Origin of the sequence: Trichococcus alkaliphilus (assembly GCF_003008695.1) — a bacterium.
Classification (GTDB): domain Bacteria; phylum Bacillota; class Bacilli; order Lactobacillales; family Aerococcaceae; genus Trichococcus; species Trichococcus alkaliphilus.
Map to the genome: position 1 here is coordinate 41,744 of NZ_PXZT01000014.1, position 22,041 is coordinate 63,784.

Below are 22,041 nucleotides of genomic sequence, written 5' to 3' on the forward strand. Positions count from 1 at the left end.
CTCATGCATTCTATTTGTTTTATGCAACAACTTCTTGGTGGTAATTATTGGACTTTCGCGACTTTGCTCAATTGGATGCCTGTTTTTTTGCAGACATAAGCAGTTGTGAAGTCCGTTACGTATGCGCCTACAGCATTCATCACAAGCCCGACAAGCAGATAACGGATAGCCAGCGGTGTGGTGCTCAATCCTAACGTTTCAACACCTGAAGCGATTCCCAGGAATACGAACAATTCGCCTGCATTGATATGTGGGAAAAGACCGTTACTCGTATGGTTGTACTGCGCAAGTGCTGCATAGAAACTTGGCTTGTAGAATTCCGGCAAGAATCTTCCTAAGGTGAATGATGCGGGATTCCCCAACATGAAGGCTGCCAAGAAAGGTAAGATACAGTTTCTGACCAAGGAATATTTAGAGAAGCGTTGTGCGAGGCCATTGATTCTTTCCTCACCGATCAGCTTGATTACTACGTTCATGAATACCATCAGCATCAAGACGATTGGAACGATGCCGGTCATCCAGCTCATAAATGTATTTGCACCTAATTGAAATAATCCGATAAAGCTTTCTGCACCTTTAACTAGAAAGTCCATATTTAACACTCCTTATTTTATGTATTATTTCTGACACGATTTAACCGAACTTAATGTTTGTAATTTTTTTGGTCAATTCCTTAAAGGGAGATTCTTTCTCCGGAATGATTTCTCCGTTTATGAACATCCGGTAATTAGTGACCGCATTCATGATGGTTTTGCGGGTGATCTTGATTTCAGCCAGCACATCCGGATCATCTGCCTTGATGGCTTCGATCAGTCTGCCGTTGAAATTGTTGTATGGTTTGAACCTGGCCAAGATTGTTGTCCCCTGAAGCTTTTTGCCTCTGACGATCATTCCGTTGTTGTCCAGTTGGAACATGATGATCGTTCCGGAAGTCAGTTTTCCTGCCCGTTTGCCTATCGCAACTCTGCCGTCCGCCTTCAATTCGTTGTATTCATTGCCGAAATGTCTGATTTGAAAAAACCCCAATGCGCTTTGGATCAAAAAAGCGCCGACAACCAGAATACCCAATGCAAGCATATTATTCATCTATCTCGTACCTCTTTTCTCCAGCATCTCAATCAACCCTTGTGCATCATCCACTTTTTTAAGATCATTGATCAGAGTTGGATCATTGATGACCTTAAAGACAAAATCATATACCTGCATCAAGATTCTCTCTTGCTGCTCAGAAATTTTCTCGGGTGTCACTAGAAATAACATCAAGGAAAACGCGTCGTTGCGGTTGGCCATCGTGATGTTCCCTAGGACAAACACCAACTTGTTGATGTTAGGGTCGGTCAAATGGGGAAAAGCTACCTTGTTTTCATAGATCATTGTGTGTCTTTCTTCTTTTTCCACGAACCGGTCCAGAATGTCTTCGGACAGGCGGTATCTTCTGGAAAGGTAGGACATGATCTCTTCCACGTAATCAAAGTAACCCATTTGACCTTTCAGATTGACGAGGTGATAACTGATGTCCTCGTTTGTCAGGTATTTGATGTTATATTGGTCTTTTTCGACTGCATAGATCTTTTGGGCCAAATCGTCCGGGCTGACCAATCTGTCGATCTTGATGACAGGGACTTCGGTATCCACGGAAATCTCTTCGGTTGTGAAAAGCAACCGGAATCTCTTCAATTTTTCTTTCGGCAGACTGTCGGTGTTCAAGTGAACGATATTCATCTCACTTCCGACTATCTCTTTGATCTGCCTGCAAATCAGCTCAAAACTCCCTCTTCCAAGGTTGGTGATGATGCCGACATCCCTTGTGCTTTTGCCTTTGGAATCGTTCGCTTGCCTTTCATCCAGCATCAGTGCGTAATAGACAGCCAAATAGCTGATATCGTCCGCGCTGGCACGCAATTGGTACAAGCGATTCAGTTCGGAAAGCGAAATCTTCGCCAGCTCAAAGGCTAAGGGATATTTGAGTTTTATCTGTTCCAGGTACAGATCCGTGTTTGGAATCCGGAAGACCAGCCTGTTTATCAAGAAAAGCAGATGATATTTGACTTTTTCGAAGAAGGCGTCTTCATCGATTTCAATCATGACCTGATCGCGCACCGTCTTCAGCATGCTGGAAACGACTTGTCTGAGAACCTCTTCGTTTTCGGCATTTTCGGTCCCTTTTACGTAAGCGGAGTTCCTTGTGTTGATCGGGAAGGCAAGAAAAGCAATTTCATGCTCATTCAACTCAACCGCAAATTTCTTCTGAAGCAGTTGGGTATAGGCGATGATATTGGCCGAATCCGCCTCGAAGTTTTTGTACATCGGAATTTCGGAATCTATCGTATGCTCATGCGCCACCCTGTGAACGCTTACAGCCAGTGCCTTATAAAGCAGTTCTTTCGCCTGCTCATCCAGCTTGTAGGCTTGGCCGAGTCCGTCAAGCGCAGCCTGGATTTCTTGGTCCGGCAGAAAGGTCATCTGCAGCAACTCGAAGACTTCATAGATCAGGACCAAGCGGGTGCCGAATTCACTGCACTGGAAGGTGATGCCTTTGTTCGGGATTCCGACGACTTTCGCATTGTATTTCTCCAAAAGCTGCTTCAGCTTTTTCAGGTCGTTGTTCACCGTGCTCCTGCTTACGCTCATTTCTTCGGAGAGGTCTCCGATATTCAGGTACTCTTCTGTGCATATCAAGCGGTACAACAGATACGCGATCCTGCATTCTACCTTATTGAAGTCCTGATGGATATTGTAATGAAGTGTGTTGAATATGTTCGTCCCCTCCTTTCTGACGATGGCTACTTGCGATTCATCCTTTTGTTGGATTTTTAAGAATCCTTCGTAGACATCGTTCAATTCCGAAATGATCGTTTTGATCTGGTATCTGTTTTTTCCCGATTCTTCCTCGAGACTTTGAACATCTGTTTCTTTATTTGAAAGTAAACTTCTCAGCAAAACTTCTCTATCGCTTGCCGTTGACATGTTAATGCCCCCATACTATCCTCTAGATTTTCCGCCTGTAATGTTGATTGTTGTACCAGTGATATAAGCGGATTTGTTGGAAGATAAGAATGCAACCAAGTAGCCGATTTCATCCAATTTTCCGACGCGTCCCAGTGGAATGCTCTTTTCATAACCTGTATCCAATTGCTCAACCGGTATGTTTCTTGTGTAAGCCAATGCTTCATTGTAGGCAGGAGTTGTCAATCCTGTTTTTTCGTTGATCCCCGGTGCGATACCGACGACTTTGATGCCAAATTTACCAAGTTCTTTTGCCCATGAACGCGTATAAGAATTCGTAGCGCCTTTAGTTGCTGAATAGATGCTTTGACCGACCGAACCTTCCATGCCGGACTCGGAAGAGATATTGATGATCGTGCCTTCCACTTTGTTCTTCAGCATGTTTCTGACGACGGCTTGGGTAGTGAATACCATTCCTTTTTGATTGACTGCTGTCATTTTGTCGAATGAGGCTTCATCGATTTCGTAGTTTCTTTCGTCACTGTATACATCCACCAATAAACGCGGCAAGTTCATACCTGCATTATTGACCAAAACGTCGATTTTGCCAAATTTCTCAACAGCTTTTTCGACCATTGCCTCGATGCTTGCGATTGAAGTCACATCTGTCTTCACATTAAGTTTACCATAAACACTTGTTCCCGTTTCAACACTTAAATCCGCTACAACGACGTTTGCGCCTTGTTCTTTCAAGTGATCCGCGATGTGTAATCCGATCCCTGAATTTCCTCCTGTAACGATAACCGTTTTTCCGTCTAATTCCAACCAGTTGTTTGCCATAATGTTTTGTATCCCCTTTCAATCTCTATATTCCAGAGTATAGACTAAATAAAAAATAAATTAATACAGTCCTTGGATCGGAAATCGTGTCCGGTATTTGAACTAATTCAAATGCTGGAATTTAGAGGGATGGGGTAAAAACTATATTTGCGGTTCTGATTCCGTAAAAAGCGCGCCACGAGTGGGAAAAACTGATTTTTTACGCCTGCGGTTTCAGGAGCAGGAAAACTTTTCCCGATTAAAAAAGCCAATTAGTGCAACCCTTCCTCCTCTGCTGTGCTATTATCTTTGAACTAATCGGGCCTATTCAAACGCAAAAAAGCATCCGTCCGCTTATCCAATGATAAGCGAACGGATGCTATAATTATGCATTTAATTAAATTTACTCAACCGTAACGGATTTAGCCAAGTTTCTTGGCTTGTCGACGTCATAGCCACGGTGAAGCGTTGCGTAGTAAGCCATCAATTGGGTTGGAACGACTGTCATAAGTGGCGCCAAGGCTGGGTGAACAGCAGGCAAGATGATTTGGTCGTTCTCGTTGGCCAAACCTTTCATTGCAAATACGCAAGTGTTTGCGCCGCGTGAACGCACTTCTTCTACGTTTCCGCGGGTATGGCTGGCAACATCAGCTTGGGTAATGATAGCCAAGACCGGTGTTCCTTCTTCGATCAAGGCGATTGTACCGTGCTTCAATTCTCCGGCAGCAAAACCTTCTGTTTGGATATAAGAAATTTCTTTCAGTTTCAAAGCAGCTTCCATCGATACGAAGTAATCCAAACCACGTCCGATGTAGAAAGCATTGCGGGTGTTCGGCAAGTAGATGTCTGCCAATGCAGCGATGCGCTCTTTGTCATCGATGATTGATTCCATCGCATTTGCGACGATCCCTAATTCATGGACCATGTCGATTCCCATATCATGACCCGTTCTCGCGCCTAACGCATCCGACAAGACAGCCAAGACAGCGATTTGCGCCGTGTAAGCTTTCGTCGAAGCGACTGCGATTTCAGGACCTGCATGCAACAGCAACGTGTAGTCCGCTTCACGCGACAAGGTCGAACCAGCCACGTTTGTGATCGTCAAAGCTGGGTATCCCCATTCTTTTACTTTCACCAATACTTGGCGGCTATCCGCAGTTTCCCCACTTTGGGTAAGGAAGATAAAGAACGGATTGCCTTTCAACAATGGCGGGTTGTAGGAGAATTCGCTGGCAACATGCACTTCTGTCGGGATCTGTGCAATTTTTTCCAGATAATGTTTTCCTACCCAACCGGAATGGTAGCTCGTTCCGCAAGCCACGATATGGATGCGGTCAGCCTTCAGCATAGCAGTGGTCAATTCTTCAGGAACCGTCAGGCGCCCTTCTGCATTTTGGTATTTTTGGATGATGTTACGCATAACAGCAGGCTGCTCATCGATTTCTTTCAACATGTAGTAAGGGTAGGTCCCTTTTTCCAGGTCGCTGGCATCGATTTCGGCCGTATAGGGATTACGTGTTACCGTTTTTCCGTCCAATTTTTCGATTGTGACGCCATCAGCCGTCAATGTGATCATTTCGCCGTCATGGATCTCCACATATTGGTTTGTGATCTGAACAGTAGCCATCGCATCGCTGGCAACGACGTTGAAGTCATCACCCAAACCGATTAACATTGGGCTTTTGTTTTTGGCTGCGTAAAAGACATCGGGTGCTTGCGCATCGACCAACGCGAAAGCGTAAGAGCCTCTTACGATCGACAAAGCGCGGCGCAAAGCTTCTTTACCGTTCAAATTTTCTTCAGCAGCGATCTTTCCGATCAGCTGCACAACGATTTCTGTATCTGTTTGGCTGACGAAAGTGACATCCTGCAAATACTCATCTTTGATTTCTTTGAAGTTTTCAATGACGCCATTATGGACCAATGTGAAACGTCCATCCGCAGATTGGTGCGGGTGCGCATTCTCTGCGCTCGGCACGCCATGCGTTGCCCATCTTGTGTGTCCGATGCCTACATGCGCCTCGACCTGTCTGTCGACGATTGCACGCAAATCCGCGATGCGGCCTTTTTCCTTGAACACATGACCTTGGTTTTCAGCGTCTACGACAAAAATACCGGCTGAATCATAACCACGGTATTCCAATTTTTCTAATCCATGCAACAATACCTCTTGTACATTGCCTTTTCCTACATATCCAACTATTCCACACATAAGCGTAAAAATCCCCTTTATTATCTCGATTTTTTCTGGGTGTGGGGATTGATCTCTGTAAGACCGTTTCGGGCTCTGCAGCCGCATAAGGGTCTTTTTTACTTCAATCCTGTAGACTACACTTGCCTTGGGTCATCCGCCGAATCTTTCGATAAACCCAATCCTCGTCACTTCAGGGCCGATGTTCCTGTGCTCCCTGAAGTCTGGCGCTATCCATTTGTTCTTCCTCTATCCTCCTAGCTTTATATTTTCCAGAATACATGCATTTTATCCTACAAACAGTGACATTGTCAAAGCGTATTTCGTTCGGTTTCACTTGTAATGCTGTTTTGAAGCGCTATTTAAGAAAAACTTATATTCGTTGTGCCGTTTGATTTCATCAAGATGTATCAAATGGTCCCTTGACCGGCACAACGGGCATAGTTGAAAGTTGCTGATTGAACTGCAGTGATCAAGCCACCTTATAAGCGTACTTTTCGACGTTCTGTTTGATGCTGCCCAAGATTTTTTGGTTGTCTATCCCGGTTACTTCCGGAATGATTTTATCCAAGCCTTTTTGCAGGATCATTTCCTTCAATTCTTGACACTGCTCATCTTCAGGGTCGAAATAATTGAAGACCATGCCGATCGTTTCCAGCAAGTGGAAAGGCATCTCATCGATTTGGGTCAATTCAACCATCGGACGGATGAAGCGCTCATGATTGCCCAATTTTCTTAAAGGCGTACGCGCCACACGGGAGATAGCATCGGAAATATATTTATTTTGGAAACGACCGATGATTTTCTCGATATATTTCTCGTGTTCCGCTGCATCGAATCCCCATTTCGCAATCAGCAATTTGCCGGTTTCATGCAAGACGGAGCGCAATTGGATGACGACCAAATGATCCTGCATCGCTTCATCGATTGTTTCATAGCCCTGCAGAGCGCCCGTATAGGCTACCGTAGCATGTCCCGTATTGACGCTGAAAAGTTTGCGCTCGATGTAAGGCTCCAGATCGTTCACATAGGAAACACCTTCCAGACGGATCGGGCTTTTGCAGGCAGTCCCTTGTACGACCCACTCACTAAATGGCTCCACTTGCACAAAGAGCGGATCCGCATGTTGCTGCATCGGCACGATACGGTCCACCGCCGCATCGGGAAATCCGACGTATTGGTCAAGATATGCCGTATCCGTGCAATGTTTCTTGACTTCCTCAGCCAGGAAAGTCGAGCCGCCGATCATGTTTTCGCAGGCGATGATGTCGATGGGCTGCTGGATGTTCCGGGCAGCACGCGCCTCGATCCCTTGCGCGATCAATTGCGCGATTCTAGGCAGAATATTCGGACCGATGGCAGTCGTGAGGAGATCCGCTTCTACGATCGCCTCAACAACTTTGTCCGCTTCTGTTGCATTGTTCAGGCCTGTGACGTTCTGGATTTGGATCTGTTCGCGTGACTCGTCCGCCAATTCGATCGTATAGTTGCCTCGCGATTTCAAGGCTTCGATGATTGTATCGTTCACATCCACAAAAGTGATTGCGTAACCGTTGTGATTCAAAATTTCCCCGATAAAGCCGCGGCCGATATTTCCGGCACCAAAGTGTACTGCTTTCATTTTCATCTCTCCCTATGCAATGGCTAAGCTGCCAGTGATTTCATCTTTTGTCAAAGCGTCTGCCAAAGTCACGACGTTATCGACGTCGCTGCAATACAGCGCAATTTTTTGGATCAACTGCAGGTGATCGTCGCCGACCCCTGCGATGCCGAACAACACTGTAGCCAATTTTTCTTCCTGCTCGTCGCCGAAGTCAACGCCGTCAGGCACTTGTACAACGCAGATGCCCGATTTTTTCACGTGGTCCTTGGCAGCATCGGTGCCATGGGGAATCGCGATGAAATTCCCCATATACACTGACAACATCCGATCCCGTTGCACCATGGCCTCCACATAATCCGTATCCACACAGCCTGCTTCCACTAATTTTTGGCCGCAAAAACGGATGGCTTCTTCTTTTGAAGCAAAAGCTTTATTCAAAACGATCATTTCTGTATCTAAATTATTCATTTTAATCTTCCTCTCCTTAAGCGATTTGCTTCAAGTTAGCGACGACGCTCTCATATTTAGGCGTAGTGATCAGACTGTCGACTGACAGATGGACGGCTGCAGGAACTTTTTGCTTTGCCGCTTGCGTCAGACTGTTTTTGCTGATGACCAACGTTTGCGGTGTTGCTTCAAGCTCGTTGATATGCACTTTTCTTAAAGGTATGTTCAATGCTTCCCTGTCCAAAATCCGTTCCACTACTTTTTGTCCCATAGTGGCGGAGCCTTTGCGGTCATCATGGACCAAGACGATTTCGTTGATGTTCGCCAAGTCAAAGTCCAGGACCGGCGCTGGTTTTGCAACGACTGTTTCTTTCAGATCGGTGCCGGACAAGGTGGCCACGATTTCATCGTATTTTGGCGAATTCAGGAAATTCTCGATCGCTACAAAAGTTGCATTCGGTGCTTTCTGTTGGGCCCGATTCTTCAGTTCTTCCTGGGTAACGATCAACGTGTTTGCTGCATCCGTCAGATTATTGATGGCGCGGTTGGTGACGTCTTGCGGTAACCCAGCTGCATTGATTTTTTTGCGTAAAATGGAAGCACCCATTGCGCTCGATCCCATCCCTGCATCGCAAGCAAAAATGATGTGTTGGATCCCAGTCAGGCTTGTTGTTGTTGATACTGCGCCTTTTGCGTTTAATTTTGCGGCTTGGGTCGCTTTTACGCTTTCTTCAAATGTATCGACTGCTTCTTTGGAGTCGGCCTTCAAAATGACCGCAGCTACTGCAAAAGATGCTGCTGCACCGGCGACAACCCCCAAAATGACTGGCAAGTAAGAGCCCATCGGCGTCATAGCCAAAATCGCGATGATCGAACCTGGTGAAGCAGGAGCCCGCAAACCAGCGCCTAAAAGTTGGAAAACAAAGCTTCCGGAAACACCGCCCGAGATGACTGCGAGGAATAACAACGGTTTCATCATGACGTAAGGGAAATAGATTTCGTGGATACCACCCAAGAAGTGGATGATCATAGCGCCCGGCGCTGTCGATTTTGCTGAACCTTTGCCGAACAGTGTGAAAGCCAACAACACGCCCAAACCAGGACCAGGATTTGCTTCAAGCAGGAAGAGGATCGAACGACCTGTCTCGCTGACTTGTTCCGTTCCTAACGGTGTCAAAATTCCGTGGTTGATTGCATTGTTCAGGAAAAGAATTTTTGCTGGTTCGATGAAGATATTCGTCAAAGGAATCAATTGTGCGTTCAGGATCGTTTCAACCCCAGCCGCCATTGCTTGTGTCAAACGGTCAACCACTGGTCCGATTGCCTGAAACCCTACAAGTGCCAAAGCGAATCCGATCAAGCCTGCCGAGAAATTGTTGACGAGCATTTCAAAACCGGTCTTGATTTTGCTCTGGAAAATCGCATCAAATTTCTTGATCGTGAAACCACCCAACGGTCCCATGATCATGGCGCCCATGATCATCGGAATTTCGGTCCCTACGATCACACCCATTGTGGCGATGGCGCCGACGACCGCACCGCGTTCGCCTGCGATCACTTTACCTCCTGTATAACCGACCAACAGAGGGATTAAATACGTTAGCATCGGGCCGACCATCGAAGCGAAGGATTCATTCGGCAAATAGCCATCAGGGATAAATAATGCCGTTAAAACTCCCCAGGCGATAAGTGCCCCTATATTCGGCATCACCATACTTGAAAGCGTACTGCCTAACTTTTGAACCTTTGCCTTCAGCGAGGCTTGTTGTGTCTGTTCCATCTTTTGTTTCTCCCTTCAAACTGTTTCTTTTGATGTCTTTATTGTATGCGCTTCCGCATTGGGATTATAGTCGTGCTTTGGCACGTTTATTTGTGCCAGGTCTTGCCACACGTATTCGGAGCGCAGTTGCCGGTATCTGCTCTACTCTTCTCCGAGGAACGGAGGCTTCGCAGGAGTTCGGCCACATTCTGCTTGTGTTCTCCGATAAGCACGGCTTCATCGGAGTTAAGTAGGATTATTACCAGCGTGCTCCGGGAAGTAGATCCTTCATCGGAGCTGCGCCCTCATTCCTTCGCGCTCCTCCGCTTAGCGGGCGCAGGAAAACAAAAAAGCAAGCAGCCTCCCACTAAATGGGCTGCTGCTTGCTTTTGGCACTTATTTTAAATTGTATCTGTTAGCTGTTTTGGAGAATGGTTTGGACTGTCTGCAGATCTTTGGCATCGCTCAATGCCATCACATTTTCGATATCCGAGCAGAAAAAAGCGATGTCCTGCAAGGCCTCCAATTGTTTTTCCTTCAGTGCCACCACAAAAAGAATGGTTGCGATTTGCAGTTCCTTGCCGCTGCCGAAGTTGACGCCGTCCGGTACCTGGATCAGGCAGATGCCCTCTTTATCAATATAGGGCTGCCCGTCGCTGTCACCGTGAGGCAAAGCGACAAAATTGCCGACGTAGATGCTCACTTTACGGTGGCGCGCCAGCATCGATTGGATGTAAGGCTGGGACACCAATCCTTGCGCCACGAGAAATTCCCCGGCGGCAACAATCGCCGCTTCGGCGCTGCTGTACGTTTGATCCAGCAGAATATGCTCATCTTTGATCGTAATCATACGGACTCCTCCCTTCCTTACCACTTGATTTCCTTACTTTTTCACTTCCTCGATCAAGAGGGCCGACAACAATTGGTAGATGATTGCTTCATTGCCGGAATTGAATATCTCCATCCCCAAATCGTTCATGATGATCGCTCCACTAATTTTGCCAAGCATCTTAGCGACATTCTCTTCAATCGGATCGGGGGCCAGCATGACCAGCATCCGCGTCAAAGTCATCGGTTCTTTGTCCATGCCGACTATTTCCAAGGGCGTCTGCAGATCAAAGACACAAAAACAAGGCTGCAAGACAGCGGCATGGGAAGCGTGGAACAAAGCAAAATGGGTATTGGGAATCCCGATCGGCGCTTGTTGATAGCGATTCATCAATTTGTCCCGGACTTTTGCCGGGTCTGCGACGATTTCTGCGGAAATGTTTTTCACGGCCAAAGCGACGGTTTCGGAAATGCTGGCGCTGTTTTTCAACGGCTTGACGAAAAAGTGCTTCAACAACTGGTTGATTTCATCGATGAATGTCATGACTTCCTGATAGTCATCATTTTCAGGCAGGCTAGGCTTCGCCGCAGGTTGAACATGCCGCTTCGTATGATCGATTGCGCGGAAAGCCTCTTTGAGCTGCTTGATTTCGTCCTCCAAAAGCAACGGGGAAACCAACAGATATTTCCCGCTGTATCCCGGCAACAGTGAAGTGGAGATGGTCAGATCAAACTTTTCCTCCAGATTGAGTTTTCCGAGGTCGGCGATGCGGAAAAAGACGATCTCATTGATGAACGGAAAATGTTTCCGCAAACGCATTTCCAGCATCCGCGTCGAAGCCAAGCCGCTTGGGGAAATGCCGGCAATATCCACCGCAATGACTTTCGGGCTGCGCTCCAGGGAATTGGCGAAATGCAGCACCATATAGGCGATCTCCTCTTCGGAGAATTCCTGCTGCGGGAACACTTTCGGCAAGGCATTGCGGATTGCACCGGCAACTTCCGAATATTGGCCCATGATCCGCTCCAGGATGGGATTGTTCAGGCTTCCTTGGTTCAGGATGGCGCGGCTCAACGCCGCGGAAAGGTGCGTCAAGAGCATTTTGTAGAGATTGCTGTCTTCAAAGAAATTGACTTCGGCATCGCGGCTGACGTTTTCGATCAATTGCTTCACTTGATAAGCCAAACGCGTATCAAAGCTTTCGTTAAAAAAATCGTTGTCCAAGTCACTGAAGAAATCGCCCAACAGATTAGCGAAGAAGACGACTTCGCTGACCGCGTACAATTGCTTCGTGTGCGCTGCGATTTTGGCAAAAATTTGCTTCGCCAAATCCAACAACTCCTTATTGATTTGTCCCGCATAGGAATCCTCCACCAGTTGGCAGCCTCGCGGCACGCGATCCATGGAAATGGTCAGCATCAAAATCAAAAATTCCAGTTTCCGATCACTCAAGTCGGAAAAACGGGGTTCGACGATTTCCCGCACCAATTTTTGGGCGAAAAGCAACTGCTCTTGGTTGACGAATTGCAGAAAGAAACTTTCTTTGTCTTCCAATTCCGAAAAGTGGAAGAAGTGGTACTCATTGATCTCGATTCCCAAAATATTGGCCAACAGGAGCCGGCGATACTTTTCGCTGCCGGCAAGTTCGTAGCCGCGATTCCGCGTGATTGTTAAGGGCAACCGCGCCAAACGCAGCTCCAACTGTTTGATGTCGGCAAAAAACGTGGTGTTGCTGATCAAGTATTCATCCAGGAACGTCTGCATGCTGATAGGCTCATCGCTGTTCAACAACTGCAGCAAAATGGCATGTTGGCGTTCCGTGGCGGATAGTTCGGAAGGCTCATCCTCAGACACGATGGAAAGGATTTTTGCTTTTGCGGCATCCTCAGCAAGCAATCGGAAACGGCCCCGGCTCGCTTTTTCCAGCTTTGCGCCGATGGATTCCAAAGAAAGCTCCAGATTTGCCAACTCGCGGTAAACCGTACGCTTGCTGACTTTCAGCAGGCTCATCAAGCGTTCCACGGTGACCGGTGAGGCAGAATGCAGCAATTCTTTTAAAATGATGGTCTCTCTAGGAGTTAGAAACATCTGATAAGTCTCCCCTTAATAGTTTCTCGTATTTGTTCGTTGCGATAAGATGCTCGACGATCAGCAATGGGCCTTTGGGCAGGACGTTTTCAGAAGCAAAAGTTTCCGTGACGACATACAGATTCCTTTGATCCGCAATCACCTGTTCCAACGGCTGCTTTTCGATGTCGATCCTCATATGATGCTTTTCCGCTAAGTTCCGGAACGCTTGCACCGCCATAGTCTGCGAACCCCGGACACCATCCGAGTATAAAAAGACGACTTTTTGATACGGCAGTTTTCCCTCCAACTGTACCGGCGTAATCTTTTTTTCTTGTTCATCGGTCAGCAGCGCGACAACTTTCATGTACTCTGTCTGATCCAAAAAATTTCCGATTGTGACAATCTGGGCGTGCGGGGCTTGTGTTTCGGCCAAATGCTTCAGCTCGTTCTGGGTAATCAGCAACAGATGCGGATCATCCTGCACGCGGTAAATGGACGTGTAATCCACGGGAATCGACACGCCGCTCTCTTTCAATTGCCGCCGCATAATGCTGGCCCCCATCGCACTTGAACCCATTCCTGCATCGCAAGCGAATAAAATTTTCTGAATTTCCGTCACTTTCGTCACCTTTTCTGAAATTTCTTTTTTTGTCCGGTCTTTCCGGATCACGAAGCCAGCCAGCAAAAAACTTACCAGCGCGCTTGCCGCAATGCCGCATGCAACCCCCAGCAGCATATCCTGGGGCGTATTCGCCAAAATAGTCACGATCGATCCAGGGGATGCCGGTGCTTTCAAGCCCACTTGAAACAACTCAAAAACCAACGTGCCGCTCATCCCGCTCAAAATGACTGCGGCAAACAACCTGGGATTCAATAAAACAAACGGGAAGTATATCTCGTGGATTCCGCCGATCAGATGGATCATAAAAGCCCCACTGGCACTGGCCTTCAGTTCTTTCCGGCTGAATAGGATGAAAGCCAGCAGAACACCCAGGCCCGGACCAGGGTTGGTTTCGATGAGAAACAGCAACGACGTCCCTGCATCACCCGCTTGTTCAATGCCCAACGGCGTCAGAATGCCGTGATTGAGCGTATTGTTCAAGAACAAGACCTTCAGCGGCTCTATAAAAATGTTCGTCAACAAGAGTAGATTTCGCTGAATCAACCAGCCGACCAACAGACTGATTTGCTGCGTGACGCCCGCAATGAACGGACCTATAAAAACCAAACTCAAATAGCCGAGCAGCATACCGATGATCCCCGCCGAAAAATTACGGACCAGCATTTCATACCCTGCTTTGACCCTCGGGAAAATATATTTATCGAATAGAAAAACGTTCCAGCCAGTCAGCGGACCTATCACCATGGCTCCCAGTATCTGCGGGTCTTCAGAATCCACGAGCATACCGATCACCGCGATGGCCGCGACGACTCCAGCCCGTTTCTCGATCAATCTTCCCCCGGTATAGGCAATCAAAACCGGGAGCAGAAACTGGATCATGAGCTGATCCATTTCAATAAAGGATTGTTGGAGCGGACCCTGAAAATATTGGATAAGCGTCGTTATGATCCCCCAAGTAATGAAGACGCTGACGTTCGGCATGATCATTCCGCTGAGATAATGGCCGAACCGCCTTATTTTCAGCAGATCAAACGTTGCTTCCTTCGCATAGGATCGTTTTGCTCTTTTCATGATCACACCTCCCTTTCTTTTTTCTGGGCCACACCCGCTCTGCGTTGGTTTCGCTTACATTTTCGTGGATGTTTCTAATTCATTATACATATAATCACACAGTTGTGTACATTTGCAGTCATTATCCTAGCTGACGGATGCAGTCACCCCGTCAGGTTCAGGAATCACTGCCGACTGACAACAAAAAAGCCGTGGAACACCCCTTACTGCAGTGTTCCACGACCCTAAAATGTTTTACAGGATCTCTATCTTAGATGCCGATTTCCGCTTTTACGACATTTACGATGCGCATAACGTAGTCATGGCATTTTTCATCCGTTTCAGCTTCAGCCATAACGCGCAACAACGGTTCTGTTCCGCTTGGGCGCACCAAAATGCGGCCTTTGCCTGCCATTTCAGCTTCCACTTCTTCAATGACAGCTTTCACAGCCGGAATCTCCATTACGCCGTCTTTTTCGGAAACGCGTACGTTCACCAATTCTTGCGGGTAAAGCGTCACTTCATCAGCCAATTCGGAAAGTTTTTTGCCGGTTTGTTTCATGACGTTCAACAATTGAATACCCGTCAATAGGCCATCCCCGGTCGTGTTCATTTCCAGGAAGACAACGTGTCCGGATTGCTCGCCGCCCAAATTGTAGCCATTTTTGCGCATTTCTTCCACGACATAACGGTCGCCTACTTGCGTCTTCAAGGCAGTCATGCCCTCAGCTTCAACCGCTAAATGGAAACCCAAGTTACTCATGACAGTGGAGACGATTGTGTTTTGATTCAATTTATTGCGCTCTTTCAAATATTTACCGCAGATGAACATGATCCGGTCGCCGTCAATGATGCGCCCATTTTCATCCACAGCGATACAGCGATCGGCGTCGCCATCGAATGCCAAGCCGACATCCGCTTTTTTCTCAACGACAAATTTACCTAGGACATCCGGATGCGTGGAACCAACGCCTTTGTTGATGTTGATGCCGTCCGGATTTGCACCCATTGTATAGAAGTCTGTTTCCAAGTCCGCGAATAAACGATTGACGACCGGTGAGGCTGCCCCGTTTGCCGCATCCAGGCAGACTGTGATGCCAGAAAGATCATCCGGGATGGTCGTCTGCAAATATTGTGCATATTTCAGGACGCCTTCAGGATATTCATCGACCGTACCCAAACCGTCTGCAGAAGGTCTCGGCAAATCGTCCCCTTCTTGATCCAAATAGGCTTCGATTTCGTATTCCTGTTCGTCCGATAATTTGAAACCGTCAGCTCCGAAAAATTTGATGCCGTTATCGCCTGCAGGATTGTGCGATGCAGAAATCATGACCCCTGCAACGGCACCTTGGATGCGCGTCAGATAAGCGACGCCTGGTGTTGGGATGACTCCCAATTGCAGCACTTCGATACCTACTGACAATAATCCGGAAACCAATGCATATTCCAACAATTGACCTGAAATTCTTGTATCACGCGCTACCAGCACAAGCGGATGCGCGATATCTTTAGCGTGCTGTCTTAGGACATATCCTCCAAAACGGCCTAATTTGAAAGCTAATTCTGGCGTCAATTCGCTGTTCGCAACGCCTCTGACACCGTCTGTTCCAAAATATTTACCCATTACCTGTAATCTCCTTTAGATTTTTCATTTATTTTCTTTGCATGGATTTGTTTGATTTTTGATTTTATGAGCTGCTCTCCGATTGACTCGCTTCGCTGTCCAGACTGTCCGTAGCCGAAGATGCGATAGCGCTGCTTTCGTCGGCAGAAGAGGAGGATTCCCCTTCATCAGTGGTGGCCTCCGAATCAGCTGCAGCCTCGGTAGCATCCGACACGCGGATATTGACCTTGATTGTGGTCGGCGTAGCCGTCAAAGTGTCATTCGGGACCGGAATCGTGAGTGTTTGGGTGGTGTTGCTCTCCACACCCGTGACACTGACCGGCAGAACCACTTCATCGATATCGGCAAGCACAGACTTATCTCCTGTCAAGGTCACACTGGATTCCCCATCCACTTCAATCGTATAGATTTTACCTTCAAGCGGCACACCAATCTGTTGGATGACCAACGGCACTTCTTTCCCGTATAGAGAAATCGGAATCTTGACGGAAATTTCTTGCGGATCGACGGAAACATTCAACTTATTCCCACTAGCGTCCACTACTTGTACTACAGTATTCATATTCACAGTATTTGTCAAGCCATTTTCAGCTGCAACCGTCACGTAAACACTATCCACACGGCTTATGGTCGAGGCCGGTCCGGTCAAAGTTACGGTATCCGCACTCAGTTCCGGAACGCCCGCCAGATATAGCGGATCGACCAATGATTCATCGAAGCGGACTTCCACCGTGCTCTCGATGGCAACCCGCTCTTCAATGACTATATTCACACGCGATGGCGTAATCGCATAATCGATTTCGTTCGAAAGATTTTCGGCCGTCAATTGAATCGTATGGGTTCCTGGCCCCAGTTCGTCCAAGTCTTCTGTAACGATGCGGTAATCCGCAGCGGAAATCGTCTGCACGAGTACGCTTTCCGGTCCGGTCAGGGTCAACACTACTGTTTCCGGCAATCCTGAAATGAAATACTCGTCCGTATCGATGTTCACTTGGATAGGGACATTCGAAATGGTTTCCCGTTTGCTGGTGCTGATGGAACTGTTGCTGGTGCTCGTGGACCAGCCATAGTTTTCTGAGTAGACATAGGCGAACAACAATAAGGAAATCACGAAAGAGAGGCCTCTGACGACCCATTTGTTTTCCAAAAACTTATCGTCTTGCTGCTTTCTCATTCAGAGCCACCCCACTTCGTATTGTCAAAGAAATCCTGAATGAAATTGGTAGTCTTTTCTTCCTCTTCTTCCACGACCAATTGATCCGTCAGGTAGGCGACAAAATCATCGCGGTTCATTTCACGCAACAAGCTCGTCTTATGGGCAATGCTGACGCCCCCGGTCTCTTCCGAAACGATGATCGTGATGGCATCACTGACTTCACAAAGGCCGATTGCGGCACGGTGCCTTGTTCCCAACTCTTTCGGGATGAAGGAACTTTCTGATAATGGCAGATAACTAGCTGCGGTAGCGATTTTATAATCCTGGATGATGACCGCTCCATCATGCAAAGGTGTGTTTGGGATGAAAATATTGATAAGCAGCTGGTTGGTCACCTCTCCGCCGATCCTTATCCCTGTTGCAGCGTACTCATCCAGCAAACCTTGCTGCTCGATGGATATCAATGCTCCGATTTTTCGCTTTGCCATATATTGGACAGCCTTATCCAACTCCGTCACCAAGCGTTCGCTCATATTGACCGAGCGTTTGGCTTTCTTTCTGAATCCCGTCTTGCCCAGGTGCTCCAAACCTCTTCTGATTTCCGGCTGGAACACGATAATGACCGCCACGACACCCCATTGGATGACTCGGTTCATGATCCAATCTATGGTCTGCAACTGAAGCGTGACAGCAGCCAGTTTGATCAGCACGATGATCCCGATCCCTTTCAGCAATTGAATGGAACGCGTACCTTTTAAAATCATGATCAACTTGTAGACCAGATACCATACCAACAGAATATCCACTATATCAAAGGCATTGCTCCAGGTGATCACTTCTCCCCAATCGATTGACACATGCGCACCTCCACGTTCAAAGTTATATCGTCAATTATATCACAAATAATCCGGCCGAATGGCATTGATTCCTTGAGAAAGCGCTTCAGTAGCGTTACAATGGAAGCAGATGGGCAATCGATCACACAGGAAGCATATCGTTTGCAAATCCGGCTCACTTTGCTACACTTAGTTTATAGTTATTACAATAAGATAATTAATTTAAATTAGGAGGAATTCAAATGAGTATCGATTTTAAGGATCATGGCAAAAAACCTTACGTAGTGAACATCGAGGACGCAACCCTGCAGAACGAAAACTATCGCACAACAATTTGGACCGGCGAAAAATTACAGGTGACTGTGATGACGATCCAACCGAACGATGACATTGGATTGGAAGTCCACCATGGCATCGACCAATTCATCCGCATCGAAGAAGGCGACGGCGTGTGCGTGATGGGCGACTCAGAGGACGATCTGTACTTCAAACAGAAAGTATCCGACGATGATGCTGTCTTTGTCCCTGCCGACAAATGGCACAACATCACCAACACAGGGGACAAACCACTCAAACTGTATACGATCTATGCAGGCCCTAGCCACTTGCCCGGCACTGTCCACCCGACCCACGAAGACGCAGAAAACGATCCAAACGAACATTAATTAAGAAAAAAAATGAGCCCAGGAAATATTCCCGGGCTCATTTTTTTATTCATCAGAATCAATCAACCAGTTTCGCTAATTCTTCTTCAGGCAAGTAGAACGATACTTTGCCGCATTGCGGGCATGCCGCTGCTTCCAAAGACGCTTTTGTGTGTCCGTTCAATGTTTTCTCCTTCGCCAACTCAACAAGATAAACCCCTTGCGAATACAAACCTAGCCCTTCAATCAAATCAACGTTGCAATCTGTGCATTTAGCCATTGTATTTCCCCTGCTTTCTCTTCGATAATTGTCTATTTTTTTGAAACATACGCCTCATCCATCATATCACGTTTTTCTGATGAAACATTTTTCCAAATTATGAACTTTTATCTCAAAAGCAAGAAAGCCGATTAGATCGACCCAGGAGACTTGTTGGAGTGGATTATTCCGTTACTTCTGTCACATCGACGCCATAGTATTTTTCAGACAAGGCTTTGATTGTACCGTCAGCAAGCAGGTTCTGTAATTCTTCATCAAACTCTTTACGCAATTTTTCGCCTGCTTCATCTTTAGCAAAGGGGAAAGCCACTTCGCCGATCGCAATATTTTCTGGCAAAATACGCAATTCCAGATCATCTTTTTTGATTGTTGCAGCCAACACTGCTTTATCTTGGGCATATCCAGCGACTTGACCTTTCAGTGTGTCTTCTTGCGGGCCTTCACGCGTATCGTATTGACGGATTTCGATTTCCAACCCTGTATCGGCTATATAGGCTTCCAATTCCGTCAGTTTGTTGCTTCCGGCCACACCGCCGATCGTTTCGCCTTCCAGATCTTCCGTACTTTCGAAGGCACTGTCTTCCCTTACGGCAATTCCTGAAGCTGTATAGGCATAAGGCGTTGTGAAATCGACCGCTTCCGCGCGCTCAGGGGTAATCGCAAAATTGTTGGCGATCGTGTCCAATTTACCGGCATTCAATGAAGCCAACAAACCATCAAACGCGCCTGTAGTCCATTCCAATTCATAGCCTAGGTTAGCGGCGATTGTTTCCAATACTTCAACATCGTACCCGACTAACTTATCCTCTTCCATGTATGAATTAGGGAATGATTGTCCGGTTGCGCCCACTTGTAAGGTTACTTTTTCCTCTGTCACGCTTGCTTCGCTTGATTCAGCAGCCGGCTCCGTATTTGCACAAGCAGTCAGTCCACCCAATACTGCAGTTAATGCGGCAGCTCTTAAAATCAATTTTGACCATTTCTTCATATTAAACACTCCTTTAGTTTTAGTTAATCAATTGTTTTAGCATTTCAATCACTTGACGGTTTTGATCGGTTGTTCCGATTGTCAGCCTAAAGTGGCTTGGGTAGCCAAAATACTTACCCGGCTTGAAGATAACTTGTTCTGCCAGTTTGTTGATCATCGCATTCGGATGATTTTCAAGCGACACGAACAAAAAATTCGCGTGACTGGGAATGACTTTGAAACCAAGCTCCGTCAAGGCTTGTGTTAAGTGACTTTTTTCTTTCTTCATGAAATGAAGCGTTTCTTGTTGGCTTTTGTTATCCGCCAGACTTGCGACGGCTGCAGCCACTCCCAGCCGATTATGATTCGGCGGGATCCGGTAAGGCAAGATCATTTGGATCAACGCCGGTTGCGCCACTGCGTACCCGATCCTCACCGATGCCAAGCGATAAAACTTTGAAAAAGTCCTCAAAAGAATGACGTTATCAAAGCTCTCCACCAATTTCCGGGAATTTTCGAGCGTATCCCCGTCCGAGAATTCCATATAGGCCTCATCGATCACAATGACTACCGATGAAGGGACCTCCCGACAAAATTGATGCAATTGATCCGGATTAAGCTTTGTCCCGGTCGGATTGAACGGATCGGTCAGCCAAATCATTTTTGTCTCCGGAATGATGGCTGCCTGTATCGCGGCTAATGAAACCTGGTACTGTGGATCAAGCGGAACGGTTTCGACCTTAGCCCCTGAAAAGTGGCTGAATTTTTTGTGCCAGATGAACGTCCCTTGCGGAACGATGACTTGGCTCGTTGTGTCCAGAAAGACCTGTGCCAACAATGAGAGAATTTCAAAGGAACCGTTGCCGATCAAAAAATGATCCGGTGCCAACTGCCAATTCCCCCCCAATGCTTGCCGCAACGCAAAAGCGCTGTTCTCGGGATAGCGCGACAATTGCGAAAGCTCCTGGATGATCGCTTCCTGAACAAAAGCGGACGGCAAGAGCGGGCTTTCGTTTCTGTCGAGCGGCAATCTTTCTGAAACGATTTTTTCCGGGTATGCTTGCGGCTGATGCAAGCCCTGCAAGGATTTTCTAATCTCCACCATCCGAAAACACCTCCGTGACCAATATCTGCTTGGCTTCCTTGATCGCTGAGACGACGCGCTCTTCCGACAGATCAGTGATGAAGAACGCCACTTCCTCCGTAAAATGCGCAACAAAATGATGCGCCAACAATTGGATGGTTTCCTCATCCGCCAAACCTAATGCATCGATTTCAAAATGGAACTTCAAGTTCCTTAAAAAGCGCAAGTACCACTCGTAATCTGAACCTTCAAGCAGCAACTGAACCAATGTCGTAAAAGCGATGATTTCGCCATGCAAGATGTCCGGATGATGCACAAGCTTTGTCAGTTCATTATGCAACGGATGCGTCACCCCACGGTACATCCGTCCCTTGCTTTTCGCTCCAGCCACACCGACGACAGAGATGATGGCGTCAACTGCCTGAGCCAACTCCGCTTCACTCAACTCGCCCTCAGCATACCGTTCGCTAATTTTTAGCAGATAATCGGTTGCCAGCTGCGCATTTTGATGAATGAACGCCAAAACAAAATTGTCCGAATCAACTGTGTAGGGTCGCGTATCGACACTTCTGCTGACTGAATCGATCATTCCGGCAATCAGATAACGTCTGGGTGCCGCACCGATAATTGCAGTATCAATCAGCAATACATCAGCGGTGGAAGCATTTTGGTTGCCGCCAGCATAGGCCCCATTTTCTTCATACAGGATCGAATTCTTCCGAAAAGCGGCATTCGTGGCGGCGATTGTAGGGACCGCCATCAAGAAAGCAGAGGTCTCATTCGCCACCGCTTTCGCCACATCACACACGCGTCCGCCCCCGATACCAATGACCGCCTCAAGTTGCTGTTCCCTGACGACTGAACTGAAGGCATCGATCAATTTCTGCGTCGGATAAGCAGTCACTACTACCCGTTCAAAAATCCGTTCCTCTTTTGAAAGTGCCGGTTGAACGACTTCTTTTGTTGCCTGCCAACTCTTTTCGCCTGTCACCAGCAGCACGCGCTTCACATCATTCGGAAGATGATCAGCAAGATGCTCCAATGCATGCGCATATTCAACAATTTTTTTGGGAAAACCACTGATGATTTTCATCTTCCGCCTCCTTCTGACAGC

The 22,041-nt window shown here is 47.2% G+C and carries 19 protein-coding genes; 1 reads left to right on the top strand and 18 read right to left on the bottom strand.

Annotation, left to right across the window (positions count from 1 at the left end; genetic code table 11):
* Window positions 1-44: 44 nt before the first annotated feature.
* The 14 genes from srlA to cdaA all read right to left on the bottom strand — a co-directional run bounded on the left by srlA (window position 45) and on the right by cdaA (window position 17,973).
* Window positions 45-593 carry a PTS glucitol/sorbitol transporter subunit IIC gene (srlA, locus tag C7R73_RS11070; protein ID WP_106450566.1) on the bottom strand — a complete coding sequence of 183 codons (549 nt, stop codon included), beginning with the start codon at window positions 591-593 and terminating at the stop codon, window positions 45-47.
* Window positions 594-633: 40 nt separating this feature from the next.
* On the bottom strand, window positions 634-1,086 hold the full coding sequence (locus C7R73_RS11075; protein WP_106450567.1) for a transcriptional regulator GutM: 453 nt from the start codon (window positions 1,084-1,086) through the stop codon (window positions 634-636).
* Entirely contained in the window at window positions 1,087-2,967 is a 1,881-nt protein-coding gene (locus C7R73_RS11080; protein ID WP_106450568.1) for a BglG family transcription antiterminator, read from the bottom strand. It abuts the gene before it with no gap.
* A gap of 15 nt (window positions 2,968-2,982) precedes the next feature.
* Entirely contained in the window at window positions 2,983-3,786 is an 804-nt protein-coding gene (locus tag C7R73_RS11085) for a sorbitol-6-phosphate dehydrogenase subunit (protein WP_106450569.1), read from the bottom strand.
* Window positions 3,787-4,168: 382 nt separating this feature from the next.
* Window positions 4,169-5,977, bottom strand: coding sequence for a glutamine--fructose-6-phosphate transaminase (isomerizing) (gene glmS, locus C7R73_RS11090; RefSeq protein ID WP_106450570.1), 1,809 nt, complete (start codon window positions 5,975-5,977; stop codon window positions 4,169-4,171).
* Between the two features lie 451 nt (window positions 5,978-6,428).
* Window positions 6,429-7,577: a mannitol-1-phosphate 5-dehydrogenase gene (locus C7R73_RS11095; RefSeq protein ID WP_106450571.1), complete on the bottom strand. Its 1,149-nt coding sequence runs from the start codon at window positions 7,575-7,577 to the stop codon at window positions 6,429-6,431.
* A 12-nt stretch (window positions 7,578-7,589) separates the two neighbouring features.
* On the bottom strand, window positions 7,590-8,027 hold the full coding sequence (locus C7R73_RS11100) for a PTS mannitol transporter subunit IIA (RefSeq protein ID WP_086630053.1): 438 nt from the start codon (window positions 8,025-8,027) through the stop codon (window positions 7,590-7,592).
* Between the two features lie 16 nt (window positions 8,028-8,043).
* Window positions 8,044-9,786: a PTS mannitol transporter subunit IIBC gene (locus tag C7R73_RS11105; RefSeq protein WP_106450572.1), complete on the bottom strand. Its 1,743-nt coding sequence runs from the start codon at window positions 9,784-9,786 to the stop codon at window positions 8,044-8,046.
* Between the two features lie 394 nt (window positions 9,787-10,180).
* Window positions 10,181-10,615, bottom strand: a complete 435-nt coding sequence (locus tag C7R73_RS11110) for a PTS mannitol transporter subunit IIA (protein WP_106450573.1) — start codon at window positions 10,613-10,615, stop codon at window positions 10,181-10,183.
* A 33-nt stretch (window positions 10,616-10,648) separates the two neighbouring features.
* Window positions 10,649-12,682: a BglG family transcription antiterminator gene (locus tag C7R73_RS11115; protein WP_106450574.1), complete on the bottom strand. Its 2,034-nt coding sequence runs from the start codon at window positions 12,680-12,682 to the stop codon at window positions 10,649-10,651.
* Entirely contained in the window at window positions 12,666-14,357 is a 1,692-nt protein-coding gene (locus C7R73_RS11120; protein WP_106450575.1) for a PTS transporter subunit EIIC, read from the bottom strand. The genes C7R73_RS11115 and C7R73_RS11120 overlap by 17 nt, the downstream gene beginning before the upstream one ends.
* A 250-nt stretch (window positions 14,358-14,607) precedes the next feature.
* Entirely contained in the window at window positions 14,608-15,960 is a 1,353-nt protein-coding gene (glmM, locus tag C7R73_RS11125) for a phosphoglucosamine mutase (protein ID WP_106450576.1), read from the bottom strand.
* Window positions 15,961-16,024: 64 nt separating this feature from the next.
* Window positions 16,025-17,134: a CdaR family protein gene (locus C7R73_RS11130; RefSeq protein WP_106450577.1), complete on the bottom strand. Its 1,110-nt coding sequence runs from the start codon at window positions 17,132-17,134 to the stop codon at window positions 16,025-16,027.
* Window positions 17,131-17,973, bottom strand: coding sequence for a diadenylate cyclase CdaA (gene cdaA / locus C7R73_RS11135; protein WP_106450578.1), 843 nt, complete (start codon window positions 17,971-17,973; stop codon window positions 17,131-17,133). The genes C7R73_RS11130 and cdaA overlap by 4 nt, the downstream gene beginning before the upstream one ends.
* Before the next feature lie 221 nt (window positions 17,974-18,194).
* On the opposite strand from cdaA, the gene C7R73_RS11140 reads away from it, so the two are divergent.
* Complete coding sequence (locus C7R73_RS11140) at window positions 18,195-18,617, top strand: cupin domain-containing protein (protein WP_106450579.1); 423 nt, start codon at window positions 18,195-18,197, stop codon at window positions 18,615-18,617.
* Between the two features lie 58 nt (window positions 18,618-18,675).
* Here C7R73_RS11140 and C7R73_RS11145 read toward each other — a convergent pair whose 3' ends face one another.
* The 4 genes from C7R73_RS11145 to C7R73_RS11160 form a co-directional block, all read right to left on the bottom strand.
* The gene (locus C7R73_RS11145; RefSeq protein ID WP_106450580.1) at window positions 18,676-18,876 is read right to left on the bottom strand and encodes a hypothetical protein; all 201 of its coding nucleotides are present in this window, start codon (window positions 18,874-18,876) and stop codon (window positions 18,676-18,678) included.
* A 163-nt stretch (window positions 18,877-19,039) separates the two neighbouring features.
* Complete coding sequence (locus C7R73_RS11150) at window positions 19,040-19,864, bottom strand: transporter substrate-binding domain-containing protein (RefSeq protein ID WP_106450581.1); 825 nt, start codon at window positions 19,862-19,864, stop codon at window positions 19,040-19,042.
* A 19-nt stretch (window positions 19,865-19,883) separates the two neighbouring features.
* Window positions 19,884-20,948 (bottom strand): pyridoxal phosphate-dependent aminotransferase, encoded by a 1,065-nt coding sequence (locus tag C7R73_RS11155; protein WP_161525933.1) that lies wholly within the window; start codon window positions 20,946-20,948, stop codon window positions 19,884-19,886.
* Window positions 20,935-22,020 (bottom strand): iron-containing alcohol dehydrogenase, encoded by a 1,086-nt coding sequence (locus C7R73_RS11160; protein WP_106450583.1) that lies wholly within the window; start codon window positions 22,018-22,020, stop codon window positions 20,935-20,937. Before C7R73_RS11160 ends, C7R73_RS11155 begins: the two co-directional genes overlap by 14 nt.
* Window positions 22,021-22,041: the final 21 nt, after the last annotated feature.

Coding starts and splice junctions, on each gene's coding strand:
- C7R73_RS11115 (WP_106450574.1), bottom strand. CDS start 12,682: ATGTTTCTAACTCCTAGAGAGACCATCATTTTAAAAGAATTGCTGCAT.
- glmM (WP_106450576.1), bottom strand. CDS start 15,960: ATGGGTAAATATTTTGGAACAGACGGTGTCAGAGGCGTTGCGAACAGC.
- C7R73_RS11145 (WP_106450580.1), bottom strand. CDS start 18,876: ATGGCTAAATGCACAGATTGCAACGTTGATTTGATTGAAGGGCTAGGT.
- C7R73_RS11140 (WP_106450579.1), top strand. CDS start 18,195: ATGAGTATCGATTTTAAGGATCATGGCAAAAAACCTTACGTAGTGAAC.
- C7R73_RS11160 (WP_106450583.1), bottom strand. CDS start 22,020: ATGAAAATCATCAGTGGTTTTCCCAAAAAAATTGTTGAATATGCGCAT.
- C7R73_RS11075 (WP_106450567.1), bottom strand. CDS start 1,086: ATGAATAATATGCTTGCATTGGGTATTCTGGTTGTCGGCGCTTTTTTG.
- C7R73_RS11095 (WP_106450571.1), bottom strand. CDS start 7,577: ATGAAAGCAGTACACTTTGGTGCCGGAAATATCGGCCGCGGCTTTATC.
- C7R73_RS11155 (WP_161525933.1), bottom strand. CDS start 20,948: ATGGTGGAGATTAGAAAATCCTTGCAGGGCTTGCATCAGCCGCAAGCA.
- C7R73_RS11080 (WP_106450568.1), bottom strand. CDS start 2,967: ATGTCAACGGCAAGCGATAGAGAAGTTTTGCTGAGAAGTTTACTTTCA.
- C7R73_RS11130 (WP_106450577.1), bottom strand. CDS start 17,134: ATGAGAAAGCAGCAAGACGATAAGTTTTTGGAAAACAAATGGGTCGTC.
- srlA (WP_106450566.1), bottom strand. CDS start 593: ATGGACTTTCTAGTTAAAGGTGCAGAAAGCTTTATCGGATTATTTCAA.
- C7R73_RS11110 (WP_106450573.1), bottom strand. CDS start 10,615: ATGATTACGATCAAAGATGAGCATATTCTGCTGGATCAAACGTACAGC.
- C7R73_RS11120 (WP_106450575.1), bottom strand. CDS start 14,357: ATGAAAAGAGCAAAACGATCCTATGCGAAGGAAGCAACGTTTGATCTG.
- C7R73_RS11085 (WP_106450569.1), bottom strand. CDS start 3,786: ATGGCAAACAACTGGTTGGAATTAGACGGAAAAACGGTTATCGTTACA.
- C7R73_RS11150 (WP_106450581.1), bottom strand. CDS start 19,864: ATGAAGAAATGGTCAAAATTGATTTTAAGAGCTGCCGCATTAACTGCA.
- C7R73_RS11105 (WP_106450572.1), bottom strand. CDS start 9,786: ATGGAACAGACACAACAAGCCTCGCTGAAGGCAAAGGTTCAAAAGTTA.
- C7R73_RS11100 (WP_086630053.1), bottom strand. CDS start 8,027: ATGAATAATTTAGATACAGAAATGATCGTTTTGAATAAAGCTTTTGCT.
- glmS (WP_106450570.1), bottom strand. CDS start 5,977: ATGTGTGGAATAGTTGGATATGTAGGAAAAGGCAATGTACAAGAGGTA.